We start from the raw sequence: 15130 nt of genomic DNA, 5'->3' as shown, positions 1-15130 counted from the left end.
AGTAACTGTGTTACTTTCCTATTATTTCAATATTGCCTTTTCTAATATTTGTCAGCCCGTAACTATGCAGACGAGAGCGAGAACCCTCCCCGTATGCTTTAGGTGGATAATATAACTCTTTTTCTTCGGGATACTCGCTGAGTACTTCATCTAATGCAGCACGTACTTCGCTCAGGGTTTTTTCTAGGCTATTATTAAAGTTAGGCCTTTTTCTAACTGTATGGCCGAGTTCGACCAACCTATAAAAATACTTGTTAGCAAGCTCTAGCAGCTCCTCTGGCACATCTTTATTATGACTAAGCGCTACATCATCGTTATTTGTACAATACTCTACAAGTGCTAAATAAAAGCACAATGGCTTATTGGCTAAACACATTTTTTGTTCTGTATTACAACTACTTGATAATGTTTTATCATTAAGGTCAACAATAAGTATCAACGGCGTAGGCTCTGCAATTGATTGATGCTGTGCATTATTAAACTGCTTATTGCTCTGTTTAATAAACGCAAATTTCACCCAAAAACTAATCAACACACTTAACACTAAAAATATAAAATAGTAAATAAAATGACTCAATGTAAAGTGGGTTTGTTGGACGTTAAATACAACTAATACGAACCCATTACTAGTGCTCAAACTACGTATTATTTGGTGTGAGTTTACAGGTGTTACCATTTCGTTTTTTGGTGCAATAGCAACAACTTTGAGCTCGTTCGAATTAATGTAGCTGTTTAAAGTTTTAATGTAGCTGTTAACTGCATCTTTATTACCTGAATGCTTTAGCAGCTCATTCGATAAATCGAGTAATGGTAAGTCGAGTGCTATTTGCCTTTCTATCTGCGTAATTTTTTGTTTAGCTACTTGCTGGCTTTTTTGAGTTACAGAAATATAAAAGACTGACGATAAAATAAAAAACAAACTTATAATAACAAGTAATTGCTTATACTTACTCATCACCAGCCTCCTCTTTTAAGCCTACTAAGCTGGCGCCACAGCGCCAAAATGGCTGGACGTTTTGATAGTAATGCAAACTTTGATCTTTAGACATATCAAGCAAATTTTCCTGCACTGCGCATAATAAATCAGTGTTGTTTTGCTGCATTTTTAAATACCATCTTGTTCCAGAAATATTATTACTCAATGGCGTAATATAGTTTTTTGAAAAACGTTTTTCGTCGCTCTCTTTCCAAAACGAAGCAATAATATCTACTTTTCCATTAGCGAGTAAATCACGTAATTCGTTATGAGAGCTAGCATAAGTGATTTTCAAATTGGCTAAATTAATATCCAACTCTTTAAACGTTTGCTTTGGTAAAATATGCCCTGATCGGCTGGTCGGATAATCAAGCAAACCTATGCGCTTATCTAAAAAGTATTGTTTAGTGACTCGAGGTTTTTCTTTAGAAGATATAAAAAAAGCCGTGTAGTCAGAAAAACCAACAACGGGCTGGTAGTTATAGGTCGACTCTGCTTTAAAGGCTGCCATAATATTATTTTTAGCCAAAATCAAGTCAGCAATTCCTTTACCCACAAACTCAAAGCTGTCTGCCGTTCTATACCCCCAATACCCTTTTACAGAGCCATATTGCTTAGCCACCACGTTATCAGAGCATAACTTTTGTGTTAATAACTTAGCTATTTTTTTTGATTGCGTAAAAACAATTAATTGGCCTTTGTTACTTGTTGCAGTTGTTTGACACTCTGTTGAGGTTTCGATCATAACTGGAAAGTGTAATTCATCATTGTATACACTAACTTGACCGCAAACCCACGTAACGACCAATAATAGAAACAAAAATGTAACAATTAACATTTTGTGCAACACGATATTTTTAAAATTCAAAGCAATGCCACTCAAAAATAGACTATTTAGTGCATTTGAACAATTTCGCTTACTTATTACAACAAGTAATTTTACCTGTTAAACATAACCTATTGATTTAAAAGCAATGTAAATAAGAAACTATGAATTTTAATGAGTCCTTCCTATCAACACCAAAAGTAAGGACAATTGACCGCATTAGCCTGTAGCAACGCCATGAAATATTCATTAAGGAAGTTCTAATGCATAGCAATATAAAGTACTCGATATCTTCTGCGCTTTTGATTAGTGCAATATTTACAAGCACTGACTCACATGCTTGGGGTCAAAATGGCCACCGCATTGTAGGTAAGATTGCAGAATCTCATATAAGCGAAACAACTAAAGCGGCAATACAACCCTACCTTGATGGTGAATCACTTGCACAAATATCAACGTGGCCTGATGAAATGCGCTCTGCCCCTGGCGAGTTTTGGCAAAAGCAATCATCTCGTTGGCATTATATTAATGCAGCACCAGGAAAATCTTTCAGCTTCAATCACGATCACACTAAAAACAAAGAATCTGTAAGTAATATCCTAGAAGGCATTCACTATTCAATGCAAACGCTCACTGATAAAAATAGCACCTTAGATGCTAAACAGTTCAGTTTACGTTTTTTAGTACATTTGGTGGGCGACAGTCACCAACCATTTCATGCTGGTCGAAGTGAAGATAGAGGTGGCAACCGTATTAAGGTTTCATTTTTTAACGAAGAAACAAATCTTCATAGCCTTTGGGATACAAAGTTAGTTGAGAACGAGAATTTATCGTTTACTGAGTACGCACAATTTATTGATACAAATAACAGCGAGTTAATTGCTGAGTATTTACAAAGCTCACCTATGACATGGGTTGAAGAATCTCATAATTTAGCCACAAAAATTTATAAATATACCAACAACGAAATTGGTTATAGCTACATATATAACAATACTCCAATTATAAAGACGCGCTTACAACAAGCGGGTATTCGATTAGCTGGATTACTAAATGCCCTATTTGACCCTTCTGCAAAAGAGTTAGAAACGGCACTGAAAATGACGACTGACAAATAAACTGTATTAAATTTATATAACCTACACACGGGAAATCAACATTATGACTAAGCTTCGCCTTTCGAAATTAACTGGAGCGGTAATTTTAGCTCTAGGTGTTTCTACAAGCGCAATGGCTGCTGATACTTCATCTGCAATGCGTGGTAAAATTACAACGCCTTCAGGTGGCAGTGCTGCAAACGTTAAAATCAAAGTAATTCACCAACCAACGGGAACTATTAGCGAACTAACTACAAACGAAAGTGGTACGTTTATCGCTAATGGTTTACGTGTAGGTGGTCCTTACATGGTTATCATTGATTCTGATACGTTTAACGATACCACTGTTGAAAATATATACTTGAACCTTGGTGAAACTTACCGTTTAAGCTCGCAGCTTGCTCCGCTAAACATCGAAAAGATTGAAGTGTCTGGTTATAAGATTGTTCAACAATCAGGTGGCTCTAGCAGTACATTTGGCTCTGACACTATTGAAAATATGCCAAGCTTTAATCGCGACATTAAAGATATTGCGCGCTTAAACCCACTTGCCAGTATTAATGGCAATGGCGAGCTAACGTTTGCAGGTAGTAACCCTCGTACCAACGGTTTAACAGTTGACGGTATTGGTCAAAATGATGACTTTGGCTTGAACTTTGGTGGCTACCCTACTTCTCAGCCTCCTGTAGCACTTGACGCTATTGAACAAGTTTCTGTTGATGTATCTCCTTTCTCAGCTTCTAAAGGTAACTTTGGTGGCGGTACTATTAACGCAGTAACAAAGTCTGGTACGAATGAGTTTAAATTCTCTGGCTTTTATGAAATATCTACTCCTGAGATAGCTGGCGATGTTGATAATATTGTACAAGAAGACGATCTTGATGAGCTAGGTCATAAAACTTACTCTACAAATAAAGTAGAGCCGATTAAAACTGAAGAAAGATTTGGTTTGAACGTTGGTGGAGCGATTATTGAAGATGAACTGTTTTACTTTGTTAACTATGCAGAATGGTCAAGTGAATTAGATCTAGATTACGGCTTTGACGGTTCTGGTGCTTCAAATGAATTTAATACTTCTGAAGCTAACTATAATCGTTTCATTTCTATCTTAAATAATGAATACGGCTTAACTGATTCATTAGCCGGTGCGCCAGAAGATACAAACAAAAACTTGCTTGTTAAATTAAGTTGGAACGCAAGTGATGACCACCGTTTAGATTTCACTTATCAATGGCAAGACGACCAAGATGAGCGTAACTCTAGCACTGGCGGTGATAATATAGCCTTAGTTTCAAGCACTTATGCATACGTAACTAAGTTTAATAACTTTTCATCTAAACTTTACTCTGATTGGACTGAAAACTTTTCAACAGAAATTGGTGTGTCGTATAAAGATGTTACCTCTGATAGCGCAACTCGCTCTAACTTAGGAAGCATTACTGTTGAGGAAGACGGTCGAAATGGTCCTTCTTACAACTTTGGTACAGATCAATACCGCCATGCAAACCGTTCAGAAACACAAAATCTAACTTTTACGTTAGACGCTACGTATTTAATGGATGAGCATGAAATAAACTTTGGAGCTCAGTACGAGTCACTTCGTTTATATAACTTGTTTGCTCAAAACTCTCTTGGAACGTGGAAATTTGATAGCTTAGAAAATTTTGAAAACCGTGAAATTGGTTCTTATGATTTCTCTTATCAAAATGCTTACACTAATGATTCAGCTGATACAGCATATGATGTAAGACGTAACCAGCTAGCGCTTTACATAGAAGATACTTTTTATGTAGGTGATGATTTAGAAGTTACAGCAGGTGTTCGTTATGAGCGTTTATCATCTGATGATAAACCAACTCTAAATGAAAACTTTGCTAATACGTATGGCTTTACTAACCAAGAAAATCTTGATGGCCTAGACATTATACTTCCTCGTGTTGGCTTTAAGTACTACGTAACAGAAGCGCTTACTATTAATGGTGGTATTGGTCGTTTCCAAGGCGGCATTCCAAATGTTTGGTATAACAATTCATTCCAAAGTGATGGCATTACTTTAGTATCAGCACAAAACGATGTAATTAATGATTACTATGCAAATAACACAGCTGATATTACTCAGGTTCCTGATGAAATAAAAAATACATTAGAGCAAGGTGCTGGTAGCGTTGCGTATATCGACCCTGACTTTAAATTGCCTTCAAGCATTCGTACTCAAATAGGTTTTGAATATGAGTTTGATTCTGAACTATTAGGTGATGGCTTTAAATGGCAAGCTGAAATTGCTTACCATAAAAAAGAGAATGAAGCGGTATGGCATAATTCGTCTATTAACCCAGTAGGCTTAGCAGCGGACGGCGAACGTGTTATCAATCAAAGTATTTACAGTGGCGATAATGTTGACATAGAAATGACTAATTCATCGGATGATGGTCGTTCAATTATTATTTCAACGGGTATTGCTAAACAATGGGACAATGGCCTGTTTGTATCGGCAAGCTATGCTCACCAAGATGTTACAGAATCATCAGCCGGTTCAGCTTCTCAGGCAGAAGGTAACTATAAGCACAATATTACAGTAAATCGTAATGAAGATATTGCAGCACGTGGCTTTTACGAAGTTGAGCACAGCTTTAAAATTAACTTAGCGTATAACACTGAATTTTTTGAAGGATATGCAACCAAGTTCAATGTTTATTTTGAACGTCGTTCAGGTCGCCCATTTAGTTACACAATGAATATGTATAAAGATGAAGACTTAGGTGATACTAGCTCTTTATTCACTAATGGTGCTTACTTACCTTATATCCCTACAGGTGCTGATGATCCGAATGTAAATTGGGCTGATTCTAAAATGACTTGGGCTGAGTTAGAACCGTTATTAGAGCGTGCTGGTATATCTCAACGTGGTGGGATCTTAGGTAAAAATACAGCAACGCAACCTTGGGTTACTACAATGGACGTTAGCATTAAGCAAGAAATACCTGGCTTTGCTGAAGGTCACACTGGTGAGGTTTATCTAATGATTGATAATTTCGCAAACCTTCTAAACAGCGATTGGGGTGTAGAAAAACGCTTAGGTTACTCTAACCAAACTATTTATGACTTTGGTGGTCTTGATGATCAAGGTAGATATAAAATAGACAACAGCTTTGGTGGTGCGGATGTGCGTAATTACTCGCAAATCAGTTCATCGTCATCAGCTTGGCAGGCTAAAGTTGGTATTAGCTACAAGTTTTAAGTCTTAATAGGTAAGTAATAACACATTAAGTTATTTGTTAACAAAACCCATTGCAAAATTGTAATGGGTTTTTTGTTTTTCACACCCCAATTTCACATGTTTGTCATAAAGCCCACGTAATATATACCCCGATATAGAGTTATTGCTCGAAAAAATACTCAAATAGACAAAAATAGTACTATTTATTAAAAATATATTGCAGTTGTATTTTATTTGTAACGAATAAATAAGGTACACTAGTAACGGATTTTGAATAAATGAACTTCAACTGTTTATTTTGCAAAATTTTAAAATAAAAATATAAAAATTTAATTAATAACTACACGGGAAAATTAAATGAAAACTCAATTACGCAAAACAGCTCTTTCACTTGCTATTGCAGCATGTGTTGGTGTAAGTGGCGCTGCAATGGCTAACGAAACGACCTCTGCAATTAAAGGTCAAGTAATGGGGCCTAACGGCAACCCAGCAGCCGGCACTAAAGTAACAATTTTACACGTACCTTCTGGGTCAGTAAAAACAACTGAAGTAAATGACGCTGGTTATTTCACAGCTAAAGGCCTGCGAGTTGGCGGTCCTTATAAAGTAGTTGTTGATTCAGATGTATATGCAGACCAAGAATTCAATAACATTATTCTTAATATTGGTAACGATTACCCAGTAAACGTTTCTCTTGAGTCACAATCAAGCATGGAACAAATTGTAGTTTCTGGCGCGCCAATTAGCTCTATGTCTGGTGGTACTGGTCCGGCGTCTACTTTCACACTTACAGATCTAGAGAATCAGCCTGCTATTAACCGTGATTTAAAAGATATCATTCGTGTTGATCCACGAGTAGCAATAGATGATAGCCGCGGCACTATTAACTGTGGTGGCGGTAATCCAAAATTTAATAGTTTAACGCTAGACGGCGTTCGTATGAACGATAACTTCGGCTTAAGCTCAAATGGTTACCCTACTATTCGCGCACCTTTTTCTTTTGATTCAATTGAGCAAGTAGCTGTAGAACTTGCACCATTTGATGTTCAGTACGGTGGATTTACAGCGTGTAACATCAATGCTGTAACTAAATCTGGCGGCAACGAAATTCATGGTGGCGTGTTTTTCGATTACACAAATGATTCAATGAAAGGTGATAAAATTGAAGGCGAAGACGTTGATAACGGTAGTTATAATGAAAAACGCTACGGTTTTAATGTTGGCTTACCTCTAATTAAAGATTCATTATTTTTATATACTTCATATGAAAAGCTAGAAGGGGTAGCACAATTCAATTATGACCCTTTAGGTTCAAGTGTTTCTGAAAGCGACTTAGCTCGTATCCAACAAATTTCACAAAATGTGTATGGTTATGATGCAGGTACCACTCCTTCGAGTGCACCTGTAGAAGATGAAAAAATATTAATTAAATTAGATTGGAACATTAACGATTCTCACCGTGCTAACTTAGTTTATAACTATAATGACGGCTTTACATTATCTCAATCAGATACTGGTTCAACTCGCCTATCGTTAGATAGTCACTTTTATGAGCAAGGTGCAGAATTTACTTCAATCATCGGTTCATTATACTCAGACTGGAATGACGATTTTTCAACTGAAGTTCGTTTAGGTAAATCGGAACTAGATGCACGTGTTGAATCACTTGATGCTGCAAGCAGCTTTGGTGAATTCCAAGTAAACACATCGGATGGAGGTCGAGTATATTTAGGTCCAGATGATTCTCGTCAATCAAACGATTTAAATTACGATACAACTACATTTAAACTTGCTGGTACTTACTACCTTGACCAGCACACGATAACAGCTGGTTACGAGTATGAAGAGCTAGAAGTATTTAACCAATTCGTTCAACACACGCAAGGTGAATGGAGTTTTGCAAGTATTGATGATTACGAAGCAGGAATTGCAAGTGCAATTTTCTACAATAATGCCGCAGGTACGAATAATGCTGCAGATGCCGGCGCTAGCTTCTCATATGCTCAACATACTTTTTATATTCAAGATGAATATAGCTTCTCAGACATTGATGCATCACTAACGTTTGGTCTTCGTTACGACAGTTACACTAGCGATGACAAGCCTACTTTAAATGAAAACTATACTGCACGTTATGGTTTCAGTAACCAATCAACATTTGATGGTGTGGATTTAGTTCAACCACGTATTGGCTTTGAATGGTATGCAACTGATGCACTTGAAGTTCGCGCAGGTTTGGGCTTATTTTCAGGTGGTAATCCGAATGTGTGGTTATCTAACTCATATTCAAACGACGGCATCACAAATATTAGCGCAAATCAGTTTGGATCTATTGATTTATTTGCTACACCAAATGTGAATGGTGGAAAACCAGGTTTTGATGTACCACAATCACAGTTTGATAAAGTAGCTAACACAGTAATTGGTTCTGGAGATAGCTTTACGAACGCCGTAGCTTCTGATTTTGAAATCCCATCGGAATGGAAATATTCAGTAGGGGCTACTTATACAACAGAAGACGAATATGTAATCTCATTAGATTATCTCTACACCAAAAAGCGTGATGCAGCAACGTTAATGGACCAAGCCCTTACTGACAGTGGTACTACTACTTTTGATGGTCGTCCAATTTTAACCTCTATTGAAGGACGTGACGGTGATTTACTTTTAACAAATGTTAATGGTGACAGTGGTGAAACTTCAATTATCTCTGCAGCTGTAAGCAAAGCATTCGATAACGGTATTAAAGTACAACTATCATATGCTTATACAGATGCTGATGATGTTAACCCAATGACAAGTTCAACAGCGAGCTCTAACTACGGTAACTTGGCAACGTCTAACCCGTTAGATCCTGGTGTATCTTCATCAGATTATGAAATACCTCATCGCTTTACATTAAACCTTGCTTACACACATGAATTTATCGATGGATATAGCACTCGCTTTAATTTATTTGGTGAAGCATACAAAGGCTTGCCTTACAGCTTCACATTTAATGGTAACGATGAAGATACATTTGGTGATTTTAATTCAAATGATTCTCGCCAACTACTTTATGTACCGTTAGTAAACGATCCTAACGTTGTTTATAACATGTCGGCAGATGAGATTAATGAATTTAATGAGTTCATTGCATCTGAAGGATTAAAACGTGGTGAAATTTCAGGTCGTAACGCGCAAAACTCTGATTGGTTTGTTAAGTTTAACTTTAAGCTAACTCAAGAAGTACCTGGGTTCATGGATGGCCATAAAGGTGAAGCATTCTTCGTAATCGATAACTTAACTAATATGTTAAACGATGATTGGGGTGTACTGAAAAAAGGTCCTTTCGTTGGTGCTCGTATGATTTCAACAGATATTGATGACCAAGGCCGTTACGTTTATTCAAACTTTAACGGGAATAACGCAAGCACCACAACTCAACGTGATGCATCTCTTTGGGAAATGCGTGTAGGTGTTCGTTACACTTTCTAATTTAGAACTGTAGCCTAAAACACCTTTTAAAAGCCCACTTTGTGGGCTTTTTTATGCCTTTAATTTGTTATTTAACTTTTCAAAAATACTCACTAACACTTCGTATTCTTCGTTGGTTAAAGTACTCAGTAATTGTTTTTCCCAATTAAGTGCATCGGGTGCTATTTGCTCATATAAGTTTTGCCCTACTTGGCTCAGCACAAGTAATGCTGCGCGTTTGTCTTGCTCATTTAGCTCACTTCTAACTAAACCTTTATCTATTAAAACTTTTACCGCGCGCGACACTGTCGACTTGTCCATATTTGCTTGCGTGCATAAATCCTTTGCGTTGCTTTGGCCATACTGCGCTAAATTAGCAAGTATTCGCCACTGGGGAATATTTAAACCGTACTTAGTTTGATAAACCTCGGCAAAGTCGTTACTTACACGTGTTGCTACATTCGTTAATTGATAAGGTAAAAACGTTGCTAAATCAATTTTCATTTTTAGTTATCCCAGCTTTGTAAGGTTTACTTTGGTGTTCATTAATATTTACGCAGATGCATAGTTGCACATTTGATATTAGTCTCACTTGAGAGTATCTTAACTGAAATAAAAATAATATTAAACCACCCCCCTCTCACAGGAGTCAGTAATGGCGACACAATTAAGTTATATGACAGGTTTTGGTAATGAATTTGAAACACAAGCGCTACCCGGTGCATTGCCAATAGGACAATTTAGCCCACAAAAGGTCAAATACGATTTATACACCGAGCAACTTAGTTCGACTGCATTTACGGCTCCTCGCGCTTCAAATCGCCGCACTTGGTTTTACCGCCTTCGTCCGTCTGTAGTGCAAGGTAATTACCAAGCAATTGATAACGGCTTAATAAGAACAGCCCCAATTACTGAAGCCGTAACACCACCAACAATGCTACGTTGGAATCCTATTGATATGCCTTCACATCCTACTGATTTTATTGATGGCTTGGTAACTATGGCTGCTAATGGCAGTGCTAATGGGCAATCTGGTATTGGCATTCATGTATATGTCGCTAATCAGTCAATGCAAGGACGTTACTTTTGCAATGCCGATGGCGAAATGTTGTTTGTCCCTCAGCAAGGTGAGTTATTAATTCACACCGAGTGCGGTAAGTTAAGTATTAAACCAGGTGAAATTGCTGTAATTCCCAGAGGAATTAAGTTCGCTGTTGATTTAATTGATGATACAGCCCGTGGTTATATTTGTGAAAATTATGGCCATGCGTTAGAGCTTGCAGAGCGAGGACCTGTTGGTGCAAACGGTTACGCCAACGACAGAGACTTTCAATACCCCGTTGCTGCCTTTGAAGATAAAGAAGGTGACTTTGAGCTTGTATCTAAATTCAACGGTAATTTATTTAGCTGTGAAATTAAGCACTCTCCTTTTGATGTGGTTGCATGGACGGGTAACAGCTCCCCCTATAAATACGACTTATCGCGTTTTAATGTGATGAATACAGTAAGTTTTGATCATCCCGACCCATCTATATTCACTGTGCTAACCTCTCCTTCTGCTACTGAGGGTATGGCAAATGTCGATTTTGTGATATTTCCACCACGTTGGATGGTAGCCGAAAATACATTCCGCCCGCCGTATTATCACCGCAATATTATGAGTGAATTTATGGGCTTAATTGAAGGTGTGTATGATGCAAAAGAGCACGGCTTTGTACCTGGTGGCGCAAGTTTACACAATTGTATGTCGCCACATGGACCTGAAGCCGACGTATTTGAAAAAGCCTCAAACGCTGAACTTACACCACAAAAATACGAAAATACACTCGCTTTTATGTTTGAGTCGCGCTATATAATTTCACCGACAAAATATGCATTAGAAGGTAGGGAACGCCAACCAAACTACACCGATTGCTGGCGTACTATTAAAAAACAATTTACAGGTTCACAGGATTAATTATGAAATTATACAGCTACTTTCGCTCATCAGCGGCCTATAGGGTACGTATAGCGCTTAACTTAAAAGCAATTGATCATGAACTTGCTATTGTTAACCTTTTAAAATCGGAGCAGCTTGGGGAAGAATACTTAGCTACGAATCCGCAAGGGTTACTACCTGCACTTGAAACCGATAATGGTGTTTTAGCACAATCACTTGCAATACTGGAATGGCTTGATGAAACTTATCCGCAAGCCCCATTAATTACAGGAACTGCGTGGCAAAAAGCACAAATAAGAAATTTAAGCTTTGCCATTGCTTGCGATATTCATCCTGTTAATAATTTACGCGTGCTGAAGTATTTATCGAACGAATTAGGTGTTGATAACGAGGCTAAAAATAAGTGGTATCGACATTGGATAGAAATTAGTTTTGAAAAAATAGAACTGATGCTAAACGAAAATGATGACTACTGTTTTGGTAACCAACCAACACTTGCTGACATTTGTTTAGTGCCGCAAGTATTTAATGCAATTCGTTTTAACGTAGATATGAGCGCTTATCCAAAAATTGCAGCCATTTACGAACACTGTAATAAATTAGCTGCATTTAATGACGCTGCACCGCAAAATCAACCCGATGCAAATTAAGCTAATTTAAAACTAACTTTGTAGCGCACTATGAATAACCGTAATGTGCTCAATTAAATCTAAGCCCAGATCAGTTAAATACCCGCCATCTGGGCTATCTATAATCCCTTTTTCAAATAAGCGTTGCGCTGCACTAAGTAAGCTTGGCTCTGCGTCTGAGTGTAATTTAATACCCTGCATTTTACTGTCGCGAGGAAACTTTGCTAATAGTGTGAATTCTTCGATCATTGTTTGATTAAATTGCATTGTGTGCACCTTTTTATTTGAATCCAAGTTGTTCTGTGAGTAACTAAGTTTATAATTAAAATCACTTTGTGTACTTTACACTAGCACGTTTTTTAGCTTAATGTATTATTTTTAACCCTCCCTATTTAAAGGCCTCTAATGCGTAACTTTTTAATTCTATGCTTTTGTTTTAGCAGCTTATCGTATTCAATACTTAGTGAAGCAACAACCCTTAAAACCCATTCAATTATTGATGCAAACCAGTTTGTAAATGAAGAATCAAACTGTTGGTACGACAACAAACGCTATAGCGAAGGCGCATTAATACAAATTCACTCATTTACACTTTTGTGCGGTGCTAAAACACCCCAACACAGTAACAGCCAACTCATTTGGCTTAAAATAGATAAACAGGGTAATGCTATTTACCCAACAGCTCCTAAAACAATCACTGTGAATTAGCGCTAAAAGCTGATTTGAGCTACAATGCACGCAGTTTAAATAAGTAGTATGGCTATGGATAATCAACCTAAAAACCCTTTACATGGGGTAACGTTAGAACAAATACTTGTTGAGTTAGAACAGCGACTTGGCTGGAGAACACTTGGCGAGCAAGTAAAAATCAAATGCTTTACTGATCAACCGAGCATTAAATCGAGTTTAAAGTTTTTGCGTAAAACGCCTTGGGCTCGCGATAAAGTGGAAGCACTTTATATTCACACTATAAATAACAAACCTATTCGTAGACCAAAAAGTGCGCCAAGAGAAACATCTTCTCAAGCGCCGGATACAACAGGGTTTGTTTGGCCATCAATTAAAAAATGATGTAAAAAAGGAGCTAATTTAGCTCCTTTTTTGATTGTAATTAGCGCGATTTATTGCTCTTTGCAAATCACATTTAATGAGGCCGGCTCAATAGTAATAACGAGTTTGTGAGCAGTTTTAACTTCACCGTCAAGTACGTACTTAAACTCTCCTTCACCTGTCACCTCGACTCTTTTAGCATTTGTATGATGCGAATTTATAGCTAAATGTGTTTGAGTTAAACTGCTAAACATCAGTTCTGCAATGCTCAATATTGTCGTAGAATTTTCATTATTTGGTGTTAGCCAATTCACATCAAGAAGCCCGTCACTATGATTTGGCTGCCCACCACCTTGAGCCAATAACGTTGTAAAAGGCGCAGCATTAGCCACAATAAAGCTATTTGTACATATTTCTTTCGGCTCATTATCATCAAGTTTCACACTAAGTAACTGTGATTTCTGCTCGCCAAACGCTTCAAAAAAGCCATTTAAATAGGCAAGTTGCCCCGATTTATTTTTCGACTCTCTATCTGCTTTTTCAATCATTGATTGCTCAAAACCAATGCCCGCTAATAAAAGTAATAATTCGTTATTACAATAAGCGGTATCTATTGTGCTTGTTTGACCATCAATTATTAAATCACAGGCTTGTTCAACAGGAATAAATTTAGAGCTAATCCCCATCAATACATGCGCAAGTGCGTTTGCAGTCCCCATTGGTATAATACCTAGCTTACATTGTGTATTTACAAGTACGCTTGCAACTTCGGCCACTGTACCATCGCCTCCACACGCTATTATTATGTCTGGTTTTTGCGTAATCGCTTGTTTAGCAAGCTCAATACCGTTTACGTCTTGTGAAGTAGTAAGTACTTTTAAATCGTAATAGGCCGATAACCGCGCAACAATTAAATGCTCTTTTTCTTGCCATAACCGTGTACCAGATACAGGGTTTGCAATTAAAACGGCTTTGTTTTTAATCAGCAGCTCGCCTTTTTTATGACGCTTAGCTAAATGGCGAAGCTGATGCTTATTTAAGTTTGCGGTTTCGCGGGTTTCTTTTATTTGTGCAAGTACTTCATGTACATCTGCATTTTTGTTTTGACTCAATAAATAAGCCGCCATTACAAAAACAGAGCGCCCACGGCCTAAAGCACAATGTACAACTACGCGACGGTTTTCTTTAATATGATGATGTATCCAATTAATAGCCTGATTTAACTGAGAATGGGTAGGAATACTATGATCGAGCACCGGAATGTTTAAGTAATTTATATTCTCTTGTGTTGAACTCCACTCGAGTCCGTCGAATTCACACGTAACGTCTAAAATTGCCGTAATTCCGTTATCTTTTAATGTGTCTATGTCTGAGGGAAATAATCGGCAAGCTAAAAATAGGTTTTCGTTTATTTTTTGAATTGGCGGCACTTTATCGCGCTTACGTGACCAGGCATTATAAATTTGCACACCAAATAAAAATGGCACAAACGCCCAACGTATATAAAATGGGATCACCCCATTTTCACGTTTTCTAAATATTTTTGCTGTATTAAAAATATATGCGGTACTCACTAATAAAAGTGACAGTGCAGTCCAATAAAAAACAATAGCAAAGTAAACAGAGTTTACTTCCCAACCAATAAAAATAAGTAGTAATGCTAAAAGTGAATAACCAATTGCAGCCCACATAGTCTCTCCTTTGTGTAAATAATTCCGATTTTCTAATTTTAATTTAAACGGCTTTATGTACTCTTTTGCAAATATCACGCCATATAAATGGCATTTTAAATTCAAATTAAAATCATAAGCTATTGATATATAATGTTAATAATAAAATAAATTTAAGTGCAATCTGCTCTTTGTGCATTTTTTACAAACATGTGAATAAATTATACTTACACGTCTAAATTTCAAACACTGATCGGTTATTGCTTGTAC

12 protein-coding genes are annotated in these 15130 nt (G+C 37.2%); 7 read left to right on the top strand and 5 right to left on the bottom strand.

The features are described from left to right. Positions 1-10: 10 nt before the first annotated feature. Positions 11-955, bottom strand: a complete 945-nt coding sequence (locus I6F44_RS10005; protein WP_197173717.1) for a hypothetical protein — start codon at positions 953-955, stop codon at positions 11-13. Beyond that, complete coding sequence (locus tag I6F44_RS10000; protein WP_029751213.1) at positions 948-1814, bottom strand: hypothetical protein; 867 nt, start codon at positions 1812-1814, stop codon at positions 948-950. The genes I6F44_RS10005 and I6F44_RS10000 overlap by 8 nt, the downstream gene beginning before the upstream one ends. Before the next feature lie 251 nt (positions 1815-2065). Between I6F44_RS10000 and I6F44_RS09995 the strand changes: the two genes are divergently transcribed. From I6F44_RS09995 to I6F44_RS09985, 3 genes are all read left to right on the top strand, one after another. Beyond that, positions 2066-2920 (top strand): S1/P1 nuclease, encoded by an 855-nt coding sequence (locus I6F44_RS09995; RefSeq protein ID WP_007582418.1) that lies wholly within the window; start codon positions 2066-2068, stop codon positions 2918-2920. A gap of 43 nt (positions 2921-2963) precedes the next feature. After that, the gene (locus I6F44_RS09990) at positions 2964-6137 is read left to right on the top strand and encodes a TonB-dependent receptor (RefSeq protein WP_197173716.1); all 3174 of its coding nucleotides are present in this window, start codon (positions 2964-2966) and stop codon (positions 6135-6137) included. A gap of 336 nt (positions 6138-6473) precedes the next feature. After that, entirely contained in the window at positions 6474-9593 is a 3120-nt protein-coding gene (locus I6F44_RS09985; protein ID WP_121953583.1) for a TonB-dependent receptor, read from the top strand. A 51-nt stretch (positions 9594-9644) separates the two neighbouring features. On the opposite strand, the gene I6F44_RS09980 is transcribed toward I6F44_RS09985, so the two are convergent. Then, entirely contained in the window at positions 9645-10076 is a 432-nt protein-coding gene (locus tag I6F44_RS09980; RefSeq protein ID WP_197173715.1) for a MarR family winged helix-turn-helix transcriptional regulator, read from the bottom strand. Positions 10077-10227: 151 nt separating this feature from the next. On the opposite strand from I6F44_RS09980, the gene hmgA reads away from it, so the two are divergent. Both hmgA and maiA read left to right on the top strand, forming a co-directional pair. Continuing rightward, positions 10228-11529 (top strand): homogentisate 1,2-dioxygenase, encoded by a 1302-nt coding sequence (gene hmgA, locus I6F44_RS09975; RefSeq protein ID WP_010553960.1) that lies wholly within the window; start codon positions 10228-10230, stop codon positions 11527-11529. A 2-nt stretch (positions 11530-11531) separates the two neighbouring features. Next, positions 11532-12161 carry a maleylacetoacetate isomerase gene (gene maiA, locus I6F44_RS09970; RefSeq protein WP_197173714.1) on the top strand — a complete coding sequence of 210 codons (630 nt, stop codon included), beginning with the start codon at positions 11532-11534 and terminating at the stop codon, positions 12159-12161. A 12-nt stretch (positions 12162-12173) separates the two neighbouring features. Here the strand turns inward: maiA and I6F44_RS09965 are convergent, their stop codons facing one another. Then, the gene (locus I6F44_RS09965; protein WP_007582405.1) at positions 12174-12407 is read right to left on the bottom strand and encodes a TIGR02647 family protein; all 234 of its coding nucleotides are present in this window, start codon (positions 12405-12407) and stop codon (positions 12174-12176) included. 138 nt (positions 12408-12545) lie between these two features. Here I6F44_RS09965 and I6F44_RS09960 point away from each other — a divergent pair, with 138 nt between their 5' ends. Further along, positions 12546-12848, top strand: a complete 303-nt coding sequence (locus tag I6F44_RS09960) for a DUF1496 domain-containing protein (RefSeq protein WP_008134362.1) — start codon at positions 12546-12548, stop codon at positions 12846-12848. Between the two features lie 54 nt (positions 12849-12902). Beyond that, complete coding sequence (locus I6F44_RS09955) at positions 12903-13211, top strand: VF530 family DNA-binding protein (protein ID WP_010553962.1); 309 nt, start codon at positions 12903-12905, stop codon at positions 13209-13211. A 50-nt stretch (positions 13212-13261) separates the two neighbouring features. On the opposite strand, the gene I6F44_RS09950 is transcribed toward I6F44_RS09955, so the two are convergent. Next, on the bottom strand, positions 13262-14881 hold the full coding sequence (locus tag I6F44_RS09950; protein WP_197173713.1) for a diacylglycerol kinase family protein: 1620 nt from the start codon (positions 14879-14881) through the stop codon (positions 13262-13264). Positions 14882-15130 lie beyond the last annotated feature (249 nt).

Origin of the sequence: Pseudoalteromonas sp. NZS11_1, assembly GCF_015864275.1 — a bacterium.
Lineage (GTDB): Bacteria > Pseudomonadota > Gammaproteobacteria > Enterobacterales > Alteromonadaceae > Pseudoalteromonas > Pseudoalteromonas arctica.
Note: the sequence above shows the minus strand (reverse complement) of the source record. Positions and strands in the feature narration are given on the sequence as shown.

Excerpts from the sequence above, each read along its gene's own strand:
- I6F44_RS10005 (WP_197173717.1), bottom strand. The coding sequence starts at position 955 with ATGAGTAAGTATAAGCAATTACTTGTTATTATAAGTTTGTTTTTTATT.
- I6F44_RS10000 (WP_029751213.1), bottom strand. The coding sequence starts at position 1,814 with ATGTTAATTGTTACATTTTTGTTTCTATTATTGGTCGTTACGTGGGTT.
- I6F44_RS09995 (WP_007582418.1), top strand. The coding sequence starts at position 2,066 with ATGCATAGCAATATAAAGTACTCGATATCTTCTGCGCTTTTGATTAGT.
- I6F44_RS09990 (WP_197173716.1), top strand. The coding sequence starts at position 2,964 with ATGACTAAGCTTCGCCTTTCGAAATTAACTGGAGCGGTAATTTTAGCT.
- I6F44_RS09985 (WP_121953583.1), top strand. The coding sequence starts at position 6,474 with ATGAAAACTCAATTACGCAAAACAGCTCTTTCACTTGCTATTGCAGCA.
- I6F44_RS09980 (WP_197173715.1), bottom strand. The coding sequence starts at position 10,076 with ATGAAAATTGATTTAGCAACGTTTTTACCTTATCAATTAACGAATGTA.
- hmgA (WP_010553960.1), top strand. The coding sequence starts at position 10,228 with ATGGCGACACAATTAAGTTATATGACAGGTTTTGGTAATGAATTTGAA.
- maiA (WP_197173714.1), top strand. The coding sequence starts at position 11,532 with ATGAAATTATACAGCTACTTTCGCTCATCAGCGGCCTATAGGGTACGT.
- I6F44_RS09965 (WP_007582405.1), bottom strand. The coding sequence starts at position 12,407 with ATGCAATTTAATCAAACAATGATCGAAGAATTCACACTATTAGCAAAG.
- I6F44_RS09960 (WP_008134362.1), top strand. The coding sequence starts at position 12,546 with ATGCGTAACTTTTTAATTCTATGCTTTTGTTTTAGCAGCTTATCGTAT.
- I6F44_RS09955 (WP_010553962.1), top strand. The coding sequence starts at position 12,903 with ATGGATAATCAACCTAAAAACCCTTTACATGGGGTAACGTTAGAACAA.
- I6F44_RS09950 (WP_197173713.1), bottom strand. The coding sequence starts at position 14,881 with ATGTGGGCTGCAATTGGTTATTCACTTTTAGCATTACTACTTATTTTT.